The following is a 17,789-nucleotide window of genomic DNA, read 5'->3' on the forward strand; positions in this document are numbered from 1 at the left end:
CTCCTTTTATTTTACATTCCAAACATTATAACTCGCTAATGTTTTTGGATAAACTTTAAAATTGTTTTTAATTAAGTAAATCAAGGTTTGCTGTAGTTGGTAAGCCACACCTTGATCTAAACTTTGGTGTGTTTGTTTTCTAGCTTCTTCTACACCAGGAAAATGACGACCTGGTTCAATATAGTCAGCCATGAAAACGATTTTATCTAAATCAGTCATTTGCGTATCAGCTGTTGTATGACGTTTAACTGCTGTCAAAATAGCTGGATTTTTAATCTTTAATTCTTGTTCAATGTAGTAAGCACCGACAATGCCATGCCAAATACCACGGTTATAATTTAATAAATCTTGATCAAATTTTTGCGTTTTTATTGTTTCAATATAAGTGTCAACGGGCACCTCTTTAGCATAATCATGCACAAATCCAGCTAGTGCTGCTTCATTTTCATCAACACCATACTGTTTTGCCAGTTCTCTTGCTGTTTGGCTAACACGTACACAATGCTCAAAACGACCTGTGCTTAGTTTTTGTTTAGCCTTTGCAATAATTTCATCTGACGATAAGTCAGAATAAGTTTCACTAAATTTAAGATTCATCTTGATATAACCCCTTTTCGTTAATATAATCCATTACTTTTTTAGGAACTAAATAACGAATTGACTCATGATTTTGACATCGTTTTCTAATTTGAGTTGAGCTAATCTCGAGCAATGGTGAATCAACCCAAATCACAGGGTACGGACTTGTAACTTCATACCCTGGTCGTTTAACACCTACAAAAGTAACTAAAGGTAATAGTTCATCAATTTTATACCAGTTGGGTAAATCTTGAATCATATCCCCACCCAGAATAAAATAAAAATCAACATCCTGATGCTGCTCTTTTAATGATTGGATTGTGTTCAATGTATAACTCACACCACCACGATAAATCTCTGATAGATTTAAATCAAAGTCATCATTGTCCTCAATTGCTAGCTTCAGCATTTCCACACGATAACTAGCGTCAATGGCTGATTTTTTTTGCTTGTGAGGCGGAATATTGTCCGGTAAAAACCAAATACCATCAAGACCTAGTCTTGATAATACTTGCTCTGCCATAATCAAATGGGCTTGGTGAATAGGATTGAAAGTCCCACCAATTAAACCAATTTGTTTCTTTTTATTTTTAAGTCTTTGCGTTTGAACTTGATGTAAAGGGATTGCTTTTGCAGATGCGTGATTTGCCATTTTTAAGCTCCTTCATTTCATTGTTAAAAATATTATAGCATACGAAAGAAGGCACTGATAAATCTAAATGATTGCTCGACGAATACCAAGACCTAATGCTCCTGGTGAGAAGGTTTTAACTTGAACGTCATCGTTAACTGTAATCCAGCCTAAACCACCAAACAACAAGTCACTTTTTTCTTTTGTATGATAACTCAGTCCTTTAAGTGGCTTTAATTGTTCAAGTTGTTCTGTTTGTGGTGGTGCTAATAATTCACCTACGTGTTTATCATAAAAAGCATCCGCATTTTCAGTTTTAGTACGGTGAATGTACAAGTCATCTGATGCATAAACAACGAAGCTTTGTTTACCTGGTCCATCAACATAATCAAAACGACCTAATCCACTTAAAAATAATGTTTGGCCTGGATTTAATTGATAAACTTTTGGCTTAATTGGTTTTTGCGGGGCAATTAGCTTCAAATCTTTTGGTGATAAAATGTGTGCAATCTGATCTTTTTGAATGATACCTGGTGTATCAATTAAAGAAGTCCCATCATCAAGTGGGATTTCGATTTTATCAAGTGTAGTTCCTGGAAATCTTGAAGTTGTAATCAAGTCTTCAACACCTGAAAGTGTCTTGATAATACTGTTAATCAACGTTGATTTTCCAACATTAGTGCTACCTACAACATAAATATCACGATTTTGTTGTTTTTTCTTAATTAAATCAATTAACTCATCGACATTTTTTTGCTTTTTACCACTAGTTAGTAGAATTTCTTCAGGGTAAATCCCCCATTTATTAGCTTGCTGACGAACCCAATCTTTCACTTTGCGTAAGTTAGTGTTTTTAGGGAATAAATCAATTTTATTTCCAATCATAATAATTGGTGTATCGCCCACAAAACGTGGTAATGATGAAATCATACTTCCTTGAAAATCAAACAAATCGATTACGTTCAATACCAACGCATCTGTTTCAAGTAAATGGTTTAGTAAACGCAAGAAATCATCTGCGTTTTCTTGTACAGGCATAATTTCATTGTAGTGTCTCAATTTAAAACAACGTTGGCAATAAACTTCCACTTCTTCATCATTTTCAATTGCTTTTTCTATTTTTGCATAAGCTGAAGCTGGCAAGTAACCAGATTTTTGACTATCTTGATTTTGTAAAGTTGCACCGCAACCTATACATTGAATGGTTTCATTGTTCATGAAGATCCTCCTGATAAGTTATCTTTTCTTTTGAATTTAAACACCCTAAGATAAATTTTTCAACTAATCGATTTAACCAAGTATGCCAACCATCTGATTTAATTAACGGCTTAACTAACGCTGTTTTCATACCTGCTGAATTACCTGCCAAGATATCTGTTAGGATTTGATCGCCAATCATTAACGATTCAGCTGGCGTCACACCATCTTGTGCCATTGCTTTGACCAAGTTTTTCTTGAACGGTTTTTTAGCACTAGCAATAAACTCAATTCCTAAGGGTTCTAAGATTTTATTCACCCGTTCGTATTTGTTATTTGAAATAACAACAAGGGAAATCTCGTGTTGATTTAGTCGATTTCTTAACTGACTAATTTTTTTCAAGGTTTCTTTTTGATTCCAAGCCACCAAGGTATTATCTAAGTCACTAAAAACCGTCTTAATTCCCATTTTTTTGAGCGTAACGGGATTGAGATTATAAACGGTATCAATTGTATATTGAGGTCTAAAAATACTCATGTTTTCTCCTGAAATTTATCCATAAAAAAGCCCCTGAACTTTCTTATTCAGGGGAACAGTTTTATTTTAAAGCTGATTTGGCTTGAGCTACTAAGTCAGCAAAAGCTTTTTCATCGTTGTAAGCTAGGTCAGCTAGCATTTTACGGTTGATGTCGATGTTAGCTAGTTTCAAACCGTGCATTAATTTGCTGTAGCTAATGTCGTTCATTCTTGCTGCAGCGTTAATACGAGCAATCCATAATTTTCTGAATTCACGTTTCACTTGACGACGGTCACGGAAAGCGTAACGGTATGAATTCATAACTTGTGAATTAGCTGATTTGAATAGTAAGTGCTTAGCACCACGATAACCTTTGGCAAGTTTTAAAACTTTTTTACGACGTTTACGAGTAACAGTTCCACCTTTAACTCTTGGCATAATAATTTCCTCCTAAAATACGGTTCAATCTTTTTTTATTAACGAACTTGTGAAAGCATTTGTTTGATACGTTTGAAATCACTTGCTGATACCATTGCTGATTTTCTTAAGTGACGACGTTGTTTTTTAGTTTTTCCGTGGAAACGGTGACCTGTGAAGGCGTGGTGACGTTTTAGTCCACCATTAGCAGTTTTTTTGAAACGTTTAGCTGAACCACGGTGTGTTTTTTGTTTTGGCATTGATATTTCCTCCTAAAAAGTAAAATGTAATTAATCTTTATCGGCTTTTGGTGCAAGCATTAAGAACATGCTACGACCATCCATTTTTGGTTTTGCTTCAATGTTAGCAATTTCTTTTGTAGCGTCTGCCATCTGCTCTAGAACTTTACGTCCAATGTCTTTATGAGTGATAGCTCTTCCTTTAAAGCGAATTGATACACGTACCTTATCGCCTTTAGAAATAAATTTTTGAATTTTCTTAAGTTTAGTATTGAAATCGTTCGTTTCAATTGTTGGACTTAAGCGAATTTCTTTAACACTGAAAACTTTTTGTTTCTTTTTGTTTTCTTTTTCTTTTTTCTGTTGTTGGAAACGATACTTTCCGTAATCCATAATTTTAGCAACTGGCGTTTTAGCTTTAGGTGAGATTAAAACCAAGTCTTGGTTCAATTCTTCAGCTTTTTGTAACGCCTCATTACGACTTAAGATTCCTAGCTGTTCACCATCTTCAGCAATCACTCGTAATTCACGAGCACGGATTCTTTCGTTTATTAATAAATCTTTAGCTATGGGTGTTCACCTCCAAAAAAATTTGAGGACAAGTAAAAAGTGGGCACTAGAAGTGCCCACTTTTAATCAACAGATTATTATCGATTAGCCTAGAGGTATAATGACTTAGGCGAGAAGCGGGAACTTCTACTTGTTCTCATTCATTAAAAATTATATCGAACTATCCGATAATAGTCAAGTCTTTTTTAGTCTTCACGACTGTAGTTATTAACATCTGCTACGATAGCATCTAAGAATTCAGCTAAAGCAAATGTATTTGTATCTTGTTGACCATAACGACGGATTGAAACAGAGTTTGAAGCTGTTTCTTGGTCACCTACGATGATAGTGTAAGGCACTTTATTTGTTTGTGCTTCACGAATCTTGTAGTTCATTTTTTCATTACGTAAATCAACATCTACACGTAAGCCTAATTTCTTCATTTGTTTTTTGATATCTTTAGCATAGTCTGAGTGAAGATCCAAATTAACAGGAATAATACGAGCTTGAACAGGTGCAATCCATGTTGGGAAAGCGCCTTTATATAATTCTGTTAGGTAAGCAATAAATCTTTCAAGTGTTCCGATAATTCCTCGGTGAATCATCACTGGACGATGTTCTTCTCCATCGTTACCAATATATGATAATTCAAATTTTTCAGGTAACATGAAGTCTAATTGAATGGTTGAAAGTGTTTCTTCATTTCCTAAAGCAGTTTTAGTTTGAACGTCTAGTTTTGGACCGTAGAATGCAGCTTCACCTTCTGCTTCGTAGTAATCTAAGCCTAAATCATCCATCGCTTCTTTAAGCATTGATTGTGCTGTTTCCCAAATTTGGTCATCTTGGAAATATTTTTCTGTATTTTGTGGATCACGGTAACTTAGACGGAAGTTGTAGTCTGTAATGTTAAAGTCTTTGTATACTTCCATCATTAGACGTAAGATTTTAACAAATTCTTCTTTAATTTGTTTTAATTCTACGAATGTGTGACCATCATTTAATGTCATTTCACGTACACGTTGTAATCCTGTTAGAGCACCTGATTTTTCGTAACGGTGCATCATACCTAGTTCAGCAATACGCATTGGTAAGTCACGGTATGAACGAACGTGGTGTTTGAAAACTTGAATATGTGAAGGACAGTTCATTGGACGTAGTTCTAGCATTTCGCCATCACCCATGTCCATTGGAGGGAACATGTCTTCACGATAGTGATCCCAGTGTCCTGAAGTTTTGTATAAATCTAAGTTAGATAAAATTGGTGTATAAACGTGTTCATAATCAGCAGCCAATTCTTTGTCGGTAATGTAACGTTCAATTACTCGACGAATAGTTGCACCATTTGGCATCCAGTATGGCAAACCAGCACCAACTTTTGGATCAACAAAGAATAAGTCCAAGTCACGACCTAAAGTACGGTGGTCACGTTCTTTAATGTCTGCACGACGTTGTAAATCAGCTTCTAAATCAGCTTTCTTATAGAATGCTGTTCCATAAATTCTTTGTAGCATTGGGTTAGTTGATTTACCTTGCCAGTATGCACCAGCTACTGAAAGTAGTGCGAATTCTTTTACACCGCTTGCATTTGGTAATAGTGCTTTATAACCAAAGTCGATGAAGTCACCCATTTTGTAAACTTTGATTTGAACAGCATCCATAGCTTTAAGTAATGATAGTTTGTAATCATCGTTTTCAAAATGTTTTTCTAAATCAGCTTTATCCATCATGTCAACTTCGATTGGCAAGCCTGATTTAACTACTTTTTGCATTGCTTCTTGCAATTCTGGTAATTCAGTTACAGCAATTTGATTTTCTTTGTCTGTATCAACATAAAAACCATCTTCAATTGCTTTACTTTCGCCAAAGTTAATATCACTATGTGCTTTTTTAGCCACATATGAGAATAGGAATGCTGCTGTATCACGTAATACACGTAATCCTAACTCATCTTTTTGTAAAACGATTTCAATGTTTCCGTCTTGTGAAATTTCTTCATTTAAATCAAGAAGTTCACCATTCAAAACACCAGCAACAGCTTTTTTAGCTAAGCTTGTGCTAATTGATTTAGCAACTTCTTTAACGCTAACAGCGTCATCATATTGTTTGCGATTTCCATCTGGAAATACTAGTTCAAAACTCATATTATGTATCCTCCCAAAAAAATAAAAAATCCCGATGCAAAAGCTTGCATCGGGACGTCATAAACGTGGTTCCACCCAAGATTTAGATTATTAAGTCATAATCTTTCTCGTTAGACTTGATAAAGGTCGTCAACCTGTTAACAGTATTAAGATTGCTATAAAAGTGGTACCGCTTACAATAAAAAGCTTTCAGCCAAGGCTTTTTTCTCTGGAATTAACTGTATCAGCTTGTCTTTTATATGATAACTTTATTATAACTAATTTAATAAAAGTGTCAAGCATAAACCATTTATTCTGGATTACGTCTGTTTGAACCACTAATCGTCACTTCATGTGACAGACTTTTAACACGTTCCATAATTCGTTTGGCTTTTACCGGCTCCACGTCACCTTTAACATAAGTCAGATGATTTTCTAATTCTGCCATTGAAAAGTTCGAACTGAAGAACGTGGGTAAACGGCGTTCCATTCGGTATTGCAAGATAACCCCTAAAACATCATCACGAATCCAAGTAGTCAATGTTTCTGCGCCAATATCATCTAGCATTAAAATTGGTGTTTTTTGCAAACGTTCAATTTCAATAATAGCCGTATTATTTTGGACTTGTGATCGGATAGTTGAAGCAAAAGTTGGAAAATGGACGACAGAAACTGGCGTTCCTTTTTCTGCCAGTTTATTGGCAGTAGCTGCTAATAAATAAGTTTTACCAACACCAAAGTCTCCACACAAGAAAAATCCCTTATTCACTTCGCCATTAAGATAATCACGAATAAAACTCGCACATCCTGCTAAAGCCTCAAATCTGCCTTCACTACCGTCGTTGTAATCATTCAAAGAAGCTGTCTTTAGACTATCAGGTAATGAAATGTAGTTGAGTTGCTTAGCTAATTTTTTTTGTTTAGATTTTTCGATTGCTGCTTGAGTAGGTTCATAGCTCACTTCAATCAATCCGTCATTGACAATTAAATGTGGTGCATAGCCAGATAATGGATTATTTGAGTCGTTTTCCGTCGCTTGCTTTTGTGTCACATACTCATAAATGTTAGCACTGCTTTTTTCAACGGCACCTTCATCTAGTTTTGCTTTGTTTTTTGCAATAAATTCTTGAACATCTTTATCTTGGATAGCTTCAGTCATGAGTTCATCCAAACTAATCTTAACATTTTTCTTTTCAAGAATTTGATTAATAACACGTGAGATATTTTGCATGTAAACCCCTCCTTTAATCTGGATAATCGATTTCTTTTAATAAATTATCTAGTTGAGATAACTCTTTTTGCTCTGGCATTTGTGATTGGTTTTCTTTTTTAGACCAATCGGTCGCAATTTCTTTACGAGCTGGCTTAGACTGGTACTGCGTTTTTTTCGCTTTTTTGGGTGACTGACTTTCTCTTGCTTTTAGATAATTAACGACTTGCTCAGCATTAGTGATACCTTGTTGAAGCCAATCATTAGCTAAGTTATCCATTAAATTTTGCTTCAACGTTGGTTCATATCTTAATGCAATCCAAATCATCATGTTAATCATTTCATCTGATAAATGAATATTTTGGCTCAATCGGTAGAGAATTTGTTTTTCTCCAAAAGTTGAAAAACCACCCTTTTGGTTTTTGTAACGTTCTAAATACTGTAAAGGTGTAACTTTTTTTGCACTTGCAATCAGTTTTTTCTCTTCTACACTAAATGAATCTTGTGTTTGTGATGATTTAGACTGAACTTGTGGTTGTTTTGCCACATGAGCTGTTGAGTGGTAAGTATCAGCCAGCATATTTTCAATACGTTTGAAGTTTAAGGTTGCATCCCCAACATTCAACGTTTTAACAATGATATTGCCCAGCTCTTGTTCTGAAATACCATAAAAACGCATCATATCGTAAAAACGTTTTTGATGCTTCATTACCTCTCGTTCTGAAATGTGGTAAGCAGCTAAAAAGTCAGTCAAAAAGTCCCATTCGATTGTCGCAGCCTGTTTTTCATCTAGTTGTGATTGTTTATTCTTAGCTGGTGATTTGGTTTCATCAGCCATTTCTTTAACAACTGGTGAAGGCGACAACACCTGTTCTTCTCGCACATGAAAGATATCAAAAAAGCTACTTGAAATATCTTGTGGTTGATTAAAGATAACTGGTTTGGGTTGTGCATATTTTTCTTTTAACTTCTGATAACGAACTTCACCGATTTTTTCTAAAAGTAAACTAGATAACAAAAAGGTCTGAAAAAATTCTGAAACAGATAAAATTGGATTCAGTTCAAAGACAAAAAATAGACCCAAAACTTCGTTTGAATCTTGATAAGTTTTGAGTAGCGAAACGCCTTCTAATTTTTGTCTTGCTTGATCTATCTCACTTAGAGATAAGTCAGTTTGCTCTTGTACTTGTATTAATGTCTTGTATTGTGATCGAACAGGCATTTTGTCTGCCAATTGATTCAACGTTAAAAACAAACTGACGGCTTTAGCGCCAATTAAGGGTTGGTAGAGTAAGGTTAAAACTTCGATTTCATGTGCTGTTAATTGCTGCGGATACAGCGTATAAAATCGTTGTTTAGGATTATTAAATAACGTCATTAGATTGCGTTACTCGTCGCCTTCTTTGTTCATCATCTCTTCAAGTGTTGTCATAAATCCACTGACATCCTTAAATTGACGATAAACACTTGCAAAACGAATATAAGCTACATCGTCCAATTGTGACAACTCGCTCATCACTAATTCGCCGACTTTTTTAGAAGGCACTTCCATTTCACCACTGGTTCTAATGCCATTTTCTATTCTGTCGACAATTTTATTAAGCGCTTCACTCTTAATAGGTCTTTTTTCGGCAGCACGAATAAGACCAGCCATTATTTTATCTCGGTTAAAAGCTTCTCTAGTCCCGTCATTTTTAACAACTAAAAGCGGTGTTAATTCAATTCGCTCAAAAGTCGTAAATCTAAATTGACAGTTTTCGCATTCTCGACGTCTTCTAATTGCACGACCTTCATCACTAGGACGACTATCTATAACGCGCGAGGTTTTTTGATGACACATTGGACATTGCATGCAATCATTCTCCTAACGTTTATCTTGCGGCAACATGATTTGAGGATAATTGTCACTAAGATATTTTTCTATTTGTTTTTCAGTTTGTTTTTTTGTACCGCTGTTATTAATAATAATATCTGATAAAGTTCGCTTACGTTCAATGGACCACTGCGCTCGAATACGCTTTTGCGCTGATTTTTCAGACATATTATTACGCTTCATTAATCGGCTTAGCTGTGTTGCTTCATCAGTGTAGACCAACATCACTTGATCAAATTCAGTCCGATAATCCGACTCAAATAACAGTGGAATATCCGCAATAACCAGTTCATTTTCTGGCGTGTTAAAGTGTTCGACTTGTCTCATGATTTCTTGACGGATCAATTTACCATTAATTTGATTCAGCTGTTTAAGCTTCGTTGCATCTGAAAACACAATTGACCCTAGCTTTTTTCGATTAATCGTTTGATCAGAATTCAATACTTCCTCACCAAAAAAATCAACAATGTTATGCCAACCTTTTTTATGTGGTTCGATTAATGATTTAGCTACCTCGTCTGCATCTACAACTGGTATATTATAAGATTTAAATATCTTGGCAACTGTACTTTTTCCGGTTGCAATTGATCCTGTAAGTCCTATTTTATCCGTCATTTTTTACCACCTGACAATTTGGGCAAAATGATGTTCCTCTCCCATTTACTTTAATTTTTTCTATAGTAGTTTGACATCTTTCACAAGGCTTTCCTTGCTTGCCATAAACATGTAAGAAGTTCTGAAATTGACCTTCATTACCATTAGAATCATGATAACTTCTAATAGTTGTCCCATTTAACTCAATGGCTAACTTGATTTCTTCGTTAATAGCTTGATGCAAGCTTAAAACTTGGGCTTTTGTTAAATCTTGGGCTTTTGTTAAAGGATGAATATGACTTAACCACAAAACCTCATCGACATAAATATTGCCTAATCCACTGACAATAGATTGATCAAGTAACGTATTTTTGATGTTTTTCTTCTTTTTTTGAAGAGCTTGATAAAAATACGCTGATGTAAATTCAGCTTGATTAGGTTCATAACCTAAATATCGAATGCCAGTTTCAACCCGTTCTCGACCTGTTTCTACTAACTGTAGACGGCCAAACTTTCGTACATCATCATAACGCAATTGCGTACCATCTGTAAATAAAATACTGAGGTGTTCGTGTTTTTGAATCGGTGTTTGTGAAGAAACTAACCGATATTTACCTTCCATTCTCAAATGAGAAACAATCGTTAACTGGTGACTCAATCTGAGCAACAAATATTTTCCTATTCTATCTATCTTTTCAATAGTTTGACCTTGTAGCTGTGCTTTAAATTGGTCAACATCGCCTGAAACAATATTTGGATAAATCACGTCAACTGATTCGATTTTTTTCCCTTGAACTTGTGCTGTTAACGTTTTTCTGACGGTTTCAACTTCAGGTAATTCTGGCATCGGTTTTCTCCTTAATCTTTATTTAGCTTCGTACCATGATTTTCCATATGAACTATCAACCACCAATGGAACATCTAATTGAATGGCAGAAGTCATCACTTGAGGAACTAGTTTTTCAACAATAGCTAACTCATCTTGTGGCACTTCAAAAATTAGCTCATCGTGTACTTGTAGTAACATTTTAGTTCTTAAATGCTTCTCTTGCAAAGCTTTTTGCATATTAATCATCGCAATTTTAATGATATCAGCAGCAGTTCCTTGAATTGGAGAATTCATTGCTGTTCTTTCTGCAAAAGATCTTAAATGAAAGTTACGTGAATGAATATCAGGTAAATAACGACGACGATGCATCAGCGTTTCAACATAGCCATCAGATTTGGCTTGTTCGATTGTATCATCCATAAATTGTTTAACTTTTGGATACTGTGCAAAATATTGATCGATAAAAGCTTGTGCTTGTTTTCTTGGAATATCTAAATTTTTAGCTAATCCATAATCTGAAATCCCATAAACAATCCCAAAGTTAACAGCCTTAGCCTGTCGACGCATATTACTGTCCACTTCTTCAGGAGAAGATAAATTAAAAATTTTCATTGCTGTATGCGAATGAATATCATAGTCACTCTTAAATGCTTCTTGCATATTTTCATCTTCTGACATATGAGCTAACACACGTAATTCAACTTGAGAATAATCACTTGAAAAAATAACCGAATCTTCGTTAGAAGGTACAAAAGCATGTCTAATTTTACGCCCTTCTTCTAGTCTAATTGGAATATTTTGTAAGTTTGGATCAACTGATGACAACCGACCAGTTGCTGTTAGTGTTTGCAAGTAGCGTGTGTGGATTCTTTGGTCAGGATGTATCGTCTTAAGTAAGCCATTAACATAAGTTGACTGGATTTTAGCGACTTGACGATAGTCGAGAATATCACTCACGATTGGACTTTTCTTTTTCAAAGTTTCAAGAACATCAACCGACGTTGAATATCCTGTCTTGGTTTTTTTAACTGGTGGCAAGTTTAGCTTTTCAAATAAAATTTGGCCAAGTTGTTTAGGTGAATTAATATTAAATTCCTCACCAGCTTGTGCGTAGATTCTAGCTTCGATTTCTTGTAACTGCTGACTCAAAACAACAGACATTTCTTGCAATGTTGATGCTTGTGCTTTAATGCCAATGATTTCCATTTCAGCCAAAACAAAAGCTAGTGGCAACTCAATTTCATCAAACAACTGATCTTGATTATGGTCAGTTAATTGCGACATTAAGCCCGCTTTCATAGATTCGATAGTTCTCACTTTACGAGCTAAATGTTCAAATAGCATTTCATCTTCGGGCAAAGCCTTTTTAGCACCTTTTCCATAAACTTGAACATCACTCTTAGCATCAAAACAATTATAAGATTGTGCCAACTCTCCTAAATCATTTTGATTGTGGTCTGGATTTAACAAATACGAAACAAGCAACATATCAAAATCAACTGATTTCAATGTGATGCCTAATCTTCTTAGCCCCACAATGGTTCGTTTGACATCGAACACTCGTTTATTGATTGTTGTTGACTCTAATAACTTTTGAAGCTTAGGTGTTGTTAACAAATCAATAACTGAACTCACAAAATACTGCCCGTTAATGCTCAATGAAAAGCCGACAAAGTCTGCTTCGTGATAGTTCTGACCAAATAACTCCAGCTGAAATGCCACAAAACCATCTGTCACCTCAGGTAGTTGGTCAACATCGGCTTCGGTATTTAAAACTGTATAAGCAATTTCTTCTTGTGTATTTTGATTGAATTGACTGTCCAATACTTCCTTATCCAAAAATGATTTGAAGTTCATTTTTTGATAAAAAGCAACGAGTTGCTCAGAATTTTGGGCTTGTACTGCTGTGTCTGCTAAATCAAAATCAATGGGTGTATCTGTCTTAATTGTCGCCAAATCATAGCATAAAAAGGCAATTTTTTTTTCGTTGATTAGATTTTCTTTCATTTTGCTTTTCTTCATCTCATCAACATGGTGATAAAGTTCTTTCACTGAACCATACTTTTGAATCAGTTTTAAAGCTGTCTTTTCACCAATTTTGGTCACACCAGGATAATTATCTGAATTGTCTCCCATCAATGCCTTCATATCGATTAACTGTAAAGGTTTAATGCCCAGTTCTTCTTCAAAATAAGCAGGCGTATAGGATTTAATCTCATTAACACCCTTGACTGTCACATCAACTTGAATATGAGTATCAGCTAGTTGTGTTAAATCCTTATCACCGGTTACTACAACGACATCAAAGTCTTGGCTTTGTGCACGTTTTGCAAGCGTACCAATAATATCATCAGCTTCATAGTTATCTTGTTCATGCCATTTCAATCCCATGTGATCTAACATCTCACGAATGTAGGGCAACTGCTCTAATAATTCTGGTGGTGTTTTGGCACGTGTTCCTTTGTATTCTGAGAACATATCGGTTCTAAAAGTCGTTTTCCCGGCATCAAAAGCTACTAAAACATTGTCAGGTTGATGTGTTTCTAGTAAACTATCGAGCATTTTTTTCATGTTATAAATCGCACTAGTATGAAGACCTTCGTTATTAACGAATTTATCAACGACATTATAAAGTGCATAAAAAGCCCTGTAAGCTAAAGAATTACCATCAATTAATAATAATTTTTTTCGTTTACTCATGTGTTTCTCCTTGTTTAAAAGCACAAAAAGCAACCAAGTTGGTTGCTTTTATTGATATTGTTTTTGGTAAGCACGTTCGTATTTTTGAACATCCCCTGCACCCATAAAGACTAGCACAGCATCTGAAAACTGGTTGAGTTGGTCAACGGTATCTTCTGTAATAAGATGAGCTGACCCTTTGATTTTAGCGATTAAGTCTTCACTTTTGACGGTACCTTTTTGTTCTCGAGCTGAGCCAAAAATTGGGGTTACAAATACGTGGTCAGCTTCTTGAAGTGAGTTTGCGAATTCATCCAAAAACTGTTTGGTACGGGTGTAAGTATGTGGTTGAAAAACTGCAATCACTTCTTTTGTTGGATATTTTTGACGAACTGCAGAAATTGTGGCATCAATTTCTGTTGGATGGTGAGCATAGTCATCAATAATAGTCATATCTTTAACTTTTGATTCAGCTAGACGACGTTGAACACCTTTAAAAGTCAACAATTCTGCTGCAACTGTTGCCATATCTAAGCCTTCCATGTAGCTCACACCAATAACAGCTAAACTATTTAAAATACTGTGGTCACCATAAAGTTTAATCATGAATCGTCCTAATTTTTTGCCGTGGTGGTTAACATCAAAAGATGAGCCTTCGGCTGTTTTTTCGATATTTGTTGCATAAAAGTTATCATCTTCATTAAACCCATAAGTATACTTAGGAATCTCAACTTTTAGTGATTTTAATAATTCTGAATCACCATAAACAAACAACGCCTTTTTCACTTGTGAGGCTTCTTGTTGAAAAGCATCATACACATCATCTAAGTCTTTAAAGTAATCAGGATGATCGAATTCAATATTGGTCATCACGCAGTAATCAGGAGAATAAGCAATAAAATGACGTTGATATTCATCAGCTTCAAAAGCAAAAAAGCGAGAATCTTTCACAGCTTTTCCTGTTCCGTCACCAATCAAATAACTTGTTGGCTCAATGCCGCCTAAGACGTGAGCCATTAAACCTGTCGTACTTGTTTTACCGTGAGCTCCGGCAATAGCAATACTTGTGAAGTTTTTAATTAATTGACCAACAAAGTCATGGTATCTCACCACTTCAAGACCCAAGTCGTGGGCTTTTTTCACCTCAACATGATCATCTGAAAAAGCATTACCTGCAATAACAAAAAGACCCGGCTTAATATTAGCTTCTGCAAAAGGCAACATTTCAATTTGTCTATCTTCTAAGCCTTTTTGAGTGAAAGTATAGTCGGTAATATCAGAGCCTGATACCTGATATCCTAAGTCATTTAAAATTAAAGCCAAAGCACTCATTCCTGAGCCTTTAATTCCAATAAAATAATAGTGATTGTTTTTGTTTAACATTTTCATAACTCCAGTCTATTTTCACCCATAATTATAGCATTAAATTAATTTCAGCGATAACTTTGATTACAAAAAAACGATGTGAATTAAATCACACCGTTTGCAAGTAGTTCATCAACTTCATTAGGTTTAAAAGCATCGCCAGCAACTGTATTTTCAGGAAGCACTAAAATTCCTCTAGCAGTTGGTGCATGTTTTAGTCCTAACTCTTTAGCTGAACAAATCATGCCACTACTATCTACACCACGAAGTTTACCTGGCCAGATTAGTTGACCATTTGGCATCATAGCACCTGGTAAAGCCACAACTACTTTTTGACCTTGCGCAATATTTGGCGCACCACAGACAATTTGGTGTTTACCTAATTGTCCAGCATCAATCGTTGTCACGTTCATATGGTCTGAATCTGGATGTGGTTCACAAGTTTCAACAAACCCATAAACAATTTTAGGTTGATCATCTACTGTCAAATTAGCTTCAAAGTTACTTTCAGATAATTTTTTGTTTAATTCATCAACATTTTTTTGCGCTAAGAAAACCTGACCATTTTGATTAGGATCAATTTCAGTATAGCTTGAAACATTGAAAAAGTTGTAGCCAATAACCTGGTTGTCTTCATTAGTTAAGCGAACAACATCGCCACTTTTTTCACTACTTGTTGCACCTTTATCAGGTCCTAAAATAACAATCAATGTATCAAAGAAACTGTGGGCATTTAAACTTGAAATCAACATATTTTACGCTCCTCTTCAATTAACCTAAGTTTGATAAGAAATTAATGACTTCTTCTTTAGTTTTACGGTTTTTGTTGACTAATCGACCAATTTCTTGGCCATCTCTAAATACAACAAAACTTGGGATTCCCATAATATTTAAGTCTTGAACAACATCCATTGATTGATCACGATCAACTTCATAAAAAGTCATTTTACTAAATTCTGCTTCAATAGCAGGTAATTGAGGTTTTAGAAAACGGCAATCACCACACCAGTCTGCACTAAACATTAAAACAACTGTATTTTTTTGATCTTTTAATTGGGTAAATTCTTCGCGTGATAAAGCACTCATTTTTTCCATAAGTATAATCCCTCTTCCTTGTTAATTAGGCACTAAAATGTGCATATAAAGCGTAAATGGATTGACCTTTTGATGAGAATTTTTCTTCATATTCGGTCATAATATTATCTTCAGCCATTTTACTATCATGTAAGTTTACTGAAACAAAGTCAAAATGCATCCCATAATTATTAAAACTTTGAACTGAATAATTGTAAAGTGATTGGTTATCCGTTTTAAATTCAATCCCATGATTAGGTTTCAAAATGGTCTTATAAACATCTAAAAATGTCTTGTAAGTTAAACGGCGTTTTTCATGCTTGGTTTTTGGCCAAGGGTCTGAAAAGTTTAAAAATACTTTTGAAACAGAGTCTTCTGCAAAATAGTCAGTTAAAGCTTCTCCATTTCCTAACAATAATTGTAGATTAGGTAATTTTTCGTCAAGCTGCTTTCTTAAAATCATACCGATAGCTGCTTCTTGTATTTCAATAGCAACAAAATTAACATCTGGATGTTTTTTGGCTTGATTAATAATAAATTGACCTTTTCCTGAACCAACTTCAATATAAAGTGGTGCATCAGGGTTTTCAAAACGACTAGACCAGTCAATTAGGCCAGCTTCTGGACGGTCTAAAATATAATTTGGATTTTGTTCAATCATATTACGGGTCCAAGGTTTTCGTCTTAGTCTCATGATATTCTCCTATTTTTTAGCTTTTAATTTTAATGATAAATATCCATAAGTAAATATTATAACAAAAATATTAACGGATACAATCGTAATCCAAACATTCACAGCTAGCCCATACTTTATTAACATCCCGATAGATAACACAATAGATTCTAATAGTAAAGCTTGTGTTAGTAAAATCTTGAAGTCTTGGAACTTACGACTAGCATCAAATGGCATTACAAAGTACATTAAGTGACGGTCATATTGATTATACAATGGTAATAATTGGTACCCTGTTAAAAAGATAATAAAAATCCCCATAATTAACGTAAACCAAGTGTTATCTAAAATCACCATCAAAATTAAAGCAAATGCCGTCATTCTAACGAGCAAGTTTAAATATTCAGGATTTCGAATAAGTGTACGTTTGAATAAGAAAAACTGAGGGGATTGTTTTTTAGGATTTTTAACAAACCAATTCAGTGTTTGATCTAGGTATTGTCGACGTTTGATTTTGGTCGTTCTTTCTTTAACATCGGTAAATAAACTGTAGAATGCATAAATCATTTCTTGTCGACGCGATTCAAGTAAAACGGCTTGTCGCCAGTCAAAACTTGCTTGAGCAGTGTCAAGCTTCAATCGACTCCAAATAATGCCTATAACAGCTACAAGTAAAACTAGCGGTGAAAACAAGTAAAATGATCCAATTATAGCTAGTAGCATCACGGGTTGAATCCACGAAATAATCTTTATACTATTTTGTGAAATAGCAAATTGTTTTTTGGCCTGTAGCTCAATATTAAGATATTTCGCAGCCATCAAGCCTACAACAATGATAAGATATCCCACCAATGAAAATGACATCTTAAAGTAAACTAAAGGCAATAAAACTACTGAAACTAGCAAGATAAAAAACAAAGGTAAAGCCAAACTGTAATTCTTAGCTGGTTTAAAATAAGTCATCATTTCATCATCTTTAGCCCATAAAAACTGTTGATCAGCTTCATCCAAAAATGTAGCCAATTTACCAAAAAGATAAGGAATAAACAAAATCACGCTGATAATCAGGCCATAAAACCATTGATTCTCCGGCAAACGCTTCATAATATCGGCATACCAAAATAACAGACCACCCATTCCAATAATCAAGGCGAGTAAAAAGTGGTCATTAAAGACTAATTGCAAATAGCGAAATTGTTTAACTAAATTCTTTTTTAATCGTGTTTGATATAACGCTTTCAT

19 protein-coding genes and 1 other annotated feature are annotated in these 17,789 nt (G+C 34.8%); all 19 genes read right to left on the reverse strand.

What is annotated here, in order from left to right; all coding sequences use genetic code 11:
* Nucleotides 1-6: 6 nt before the first annotated feature.
* A complete protein-coding gene (gene yqeK, locus R4Y45_RS05230; RefSeq protein ID WP_339969989.1) occupies nt 7-597 on the reverse strand; it encodes a bis(5'-nucleosyl)-tetraphosphatase (symmetrical) YqeK in 591 nt (196 codons plus the stop codon).
* Nucleotides 587-1,231: a nicotinate-nucleotide adenylyltransferase gene (locus R4Y45_RS05235; RefSeq protein ID WP_339969991.1), complete on the reverse strand. Its 645-nt coding sequence runs from the start codon at nt 1,229-1,231 to the stop codon at nt 587-589. Before R4Y45_RS05235 ends, yqeK begins: the two co-directional genes overlap by 11 nt.
* 63 nt (nt 1,232-1,294) lie before the next feature.
* On the reverse strand, nt 1,295-2,428 hold the full coding sequence (yqeH, locus tag R4Y45_RS05240; RefSeq protein WP_339969993.1) for a ribosome biogenesis GTPase YqeH: 1,134 nt from the start codon (nt 2,426-2,428) through the stop codon (nt 1,295-1,297).
* The gene (locus tag R4Y45_RS05245; protein ID WP_339969995.1) at nt 2,418-2,945 is read right to left on the reverse strand and encodes a YqeG family HAD IIIA-type phosphatase; all 528 of its coding nucleotides are present in this window, start codon (nt 2,943-2,945) and stop codon (nt 2,418-2,420) included. Before R4Y45_RS05245 ends, yqeH begins: the two co-directional genes overlap by 11 nt.
* 61 nt (nt 2,946-3,006) lie before the next feature.
* On the reverse strand, nt 3,007-3,363 hold the full coding sequence (gene rplT, locus R4Y45_RS05250; RefSeq protein WP_339969997.1) for a 50S ribosomal protein L20: 357 nt from the start codon (nt 3,361-3,363) through the stop codon (nt 3,007-3,009).
* 38 nt (nt 3,364-3,401) lie between these two features.
* A complete protein-coding gene (gene rpmI, locus R4Y45_RS05255) occupies nt 3,402-3,602 on the reverse strand; it encodes a 50S ribosomal protein L35 (protein WP_056975208.1) in 201 nt (66 codons plus the stop codon).
* A gap of 30 nt (nt 3,603-3,632) precedes the next feature.
* Nucleotides 3,633-4,151, reverse strand: a complete 519-nt coding sequence (infC, locus tag R4Y45_RS05260; RefSeq protein WP_339970262.1) for a translation initiation factor IF-3 — start codon at nt 4,149-4,151, stop codon at nt 3,633-3,635.
* Nucleotides 4,152-4,176: 25 nt separating this feature from the next.
* Nucleotides 4,177-4,289: a sequence feature (ribosomal protein L20 leader region), on the reverse strand.
* Between the two features lie 47 nt (nt 4,290-4,336).
* On the reverse strand, nt 4,337-6,271 hold the full coding sequence (gene thrS, locus R4Y45_RS05265; protein WP_339970000.1) for a threonine--tRNA ligase: 1,935 nt from the start codon (nt 6,269-6,271) through the stop codon (nt 4,337-4,339).
* Nucleotides 6,272-6,560: 289 nt separating this feature from the next.
* Nucleotides 6,561-7,481, reverse strand: a complete 921-nt coding sequence (dnaI, locus tag R4Y45_RS05270; protein WP_339970002.1) for a primosomal protein DnaI — start codon at nt 7,479-7,481, stop codon at nt 6,561-6,563.
* 13 nt (nt 7,482-7,494) lie between these two features.
* Nucleotides 7,495-8,838 (reverse strand): DnaD domain protein, encoded by a 1,344-nt coding sequence (locus tag R4Y45_RS05275; RefSeq protein ID WP_339970004.1) that lies wholly within the window; start codon nt 8,836-8,838, stop codon nt 7,495-7,497.
* Nucleotides 8,839-8,847: 9 nt separating this feature from the next.
* Nucleotides 8,848-9,312, reverse strand: coding sequence for a transcriptional regulator NrdR (gene nrdR / locus R4Y45_RS05280; RefSeq protein WP_339970006.1), 465 nt, complete (start codon nt 9,310-9,312; stop codon nt 8,848-8,850).
* Nucleotides 9,313-9,324: 12 nt separating this feature from the next.
* Entirely contained in the window at nt 9,325-9,948 is a 624-nt protein-coding gene (coaE, locus tag R4Y45_RS05285) for a dephospho-CoA kinase (RefSeq protein ID WP_339970009.1), read from the reverse strand.
* The gene (gene mutM, locus R4Y45_RS05290) at nt 9,938-10,774 is read right to left on the reverse strand and encodes a DNA-formamidopyrimidine glycosylase (RefSeq protein ID WP_339970011.1); all 837 of its coding nucleotides are present in this window, start codon (nt 10,772-10,774) and stop codon (nt 9,938-9,940) included. Before mutM ends, coaE begins: the two co-directional genes overlap by 11 nt.
* Nucleotides 10,775-10,792: 18 nt before the next feature.
* Complete coding sequence (gene polA / locus R4Y45_RS05295; protein WP_339970014.1) at nt 10,793-13,456, reverse strand: DNA polymerase I; 2,664 nt, start codon at nt 13,454-13,456, stop codon at nt 10,793-10,795.
* A gap of 48 nt (nt 13,457-13,504) precedes the next feature.
* Entirely contained in the window at nt 13,505-14,818 is a 1,314-nt protein-coding gene (gene murC / locus R4Y45_RS05300) for a UDP-N-acetylmuramate--L-alanine ligase (protein WP_339970016.1), read from the reverse strand.
* An 86-nt stretch (nt 14,819-14,904) separates the two neighbouring features.
* Nucleotides 14,905-15,549: a YtpR family tRNA-binding protein gene (ytpR, locus tag R4Y45_RS05305; protein ID WP_339970263.1), complete on the reverse strand. Its 645-nt coding sequence runs from the start codon at nt 15,547-15,549 to the stop codon at nt 14,905-14,907.
* 22 nt (nt 15,550-15,571) lie between these two features.
* Nucleotides 15,572-15,895, reverse strand: coding sequence for a thioredoxin family protein (locus R4Y45_RS05310; RefSeq protein ID WP_339970018.1), 324 nt, complete (start codon nt 15,893-15,895; stop codon nt 15,572-15,574).
* 25 nt (nt 15,896-15,920) lie between these two features.
* A complete protein-coding gene (gene trmB, locus R4Y45_RS05315) occupies nt 15,921-16,568 on the reverse strand; it encodes a tRNA (guanosine(46)-N7)-methyltransferase TrmB (RefSeq protein WP_339970020.1) in 648 nt (215 codons plus the stop codon).
* 9 nt (nt 16,569-16,577) lie between these two features.
* The gene (locus R4Y45_RS05320) at nt 16,578-17,789 is read right to left on the reverse strand and encodes an ABC transporter permease (RefSeq protein WP_339970022.1); all 1,212 of its coding nucleotides are present in this window, start codon (nt 17,787-17,789) and stop codon (nt 16,578-16,580) included.

Origin of the sequence: Holzapfeliella saturejae (assembly GCF_037546065.1) — a bacterium.
In the GTDB taxonomy this organism is placed as follows: domain Bacteria; phylum Bacillota; class Bacilli; order Lactobacillales; family Lactobacillaceae; genus Holzapfeliella; species Holzapfeliella saturejae.

What these genes read in the sequence shown, in the direction of transcription:
- yqeK (WP_339969989.1), bottom strand. Translation starts at nt 597, where the DNA reads ATGAATCTTAAATTTAGTGAAACTTATTCTGACTTATCGTCAGATGAA.
- R4Y45_RS05235 (WP_339969991.1), bottom strand. Translation starts at nt 1,231, where the DNA reads ATGGCAAATCACGCATCTGCAAAAGCAATCCCTTTACATCAAGTTCAA.
- yqeH (WP_339969993.1), bottom strand. Translation starts at nt 2,428, where the DNA reads ATGAACAATGAAACCATTCAATGTATAGGTTGCGGTGCAACTTTACAA.
- R4Y45_RS05245 (WP_339969995.1), bottom strand. Translation starts at nt 2,945, where the DNA reads ATGAGTATTTTTAGACCTCAATATACAATTGATACCGTTTATAATCTC.
- rplT (WP_339969997.1), bottom strand. Translation starts at nt 3,363, where the DNA reads ATGCCAAGAGTTAAAGGTGGAACTGTTACTCGTAAACGTCGTAAAAAA.
- rpmI (WP_056975208.1), bottom strand. Translation starts at nt 3,602, where the DNA reads ATGCCAAAACAAAAAACACACCGTGGTTCAGCTAAACGTTTCAAAAAA.
- thrS (WP_339970000.1), bottom strand. Translation starts at nt 6,271, where the DNA reads ATGAGTTTTGAACTAGTATTTCCAGATGGAAATCGCAAACAATATGAT.
- dnaI (WP_339970002.1), bottom strand. Translation starts at nt 7,481, where the DNA reads ATGCAAAATATCTCACGTGTTATTAATCAAATTCTTGAAAAGAAAAAT.
- R4Y45_RS05275 (WP_339970004.1), bottom strand. Translation starts at nt 8,838, where the DNA reads ATGACGTTATTTAATAATCCTAAACAACGATTTTATACGCTGTATCCG.
- nrdR (WP_339970006.1), bottom strand. Translation starts at nt 9,312, where the DNA reads ATGCAATGTCCAATGTGTCATCAAAAAACCTCGCGCGTTATAGATAGT.
- coaE (WP_339970009.1), bottom strand. Translation starts at nt 9,948, where the DNA reads ATGACGGATAAAATAGGACTTACAGGATCAATTGCAACCGGAAAAAGT.
- mutM (WP_339970011.1), bottom strand. Translation starts at nt 10,774, where the DNA reads ATGCCAGAATTACCTGAAGTTGAAACCGTCAGAAAAACGTTAACAGCA.
- polA (WP_339970014.1), bottom strand. Translation starts at nt 13,456, where the DNA reads ATGAGTAAACGAAAAAAATTATTATTAATTGATGGTAATTCTTTAGCT.
- murC (WP_339970016.1), bottom strand. Translation starts at nt 14,818, where the DNA reads ATGTTAAACAAAAACAATCACTATTATTTTATTGGAATTAAAGGCTCA.
- R4Y45_RS05310 (WP_339970018.1), bottom strand. Translation starts at nt 15,895, where the DNA reads ATGGAAAAAATGAGTGCTTTATCACGCGAAGAATTTACCCAATTAAAA.
- trmB (WP_339970020.1), bottom strand. Translation starts at nt 16,568, where the DNA reads ATGAGACTAAGACGAAAACCTTGGACCCGTAATATGATTGAACAAAAT.
- R4Y45_RS05320 (WP_339970022.1), bottom strand. Translation starts at nt 17,789, where the DNA reads ATGAAAGCGTTATATCAAACACGATTAAAAAAGAATTTAGTTAAACAA.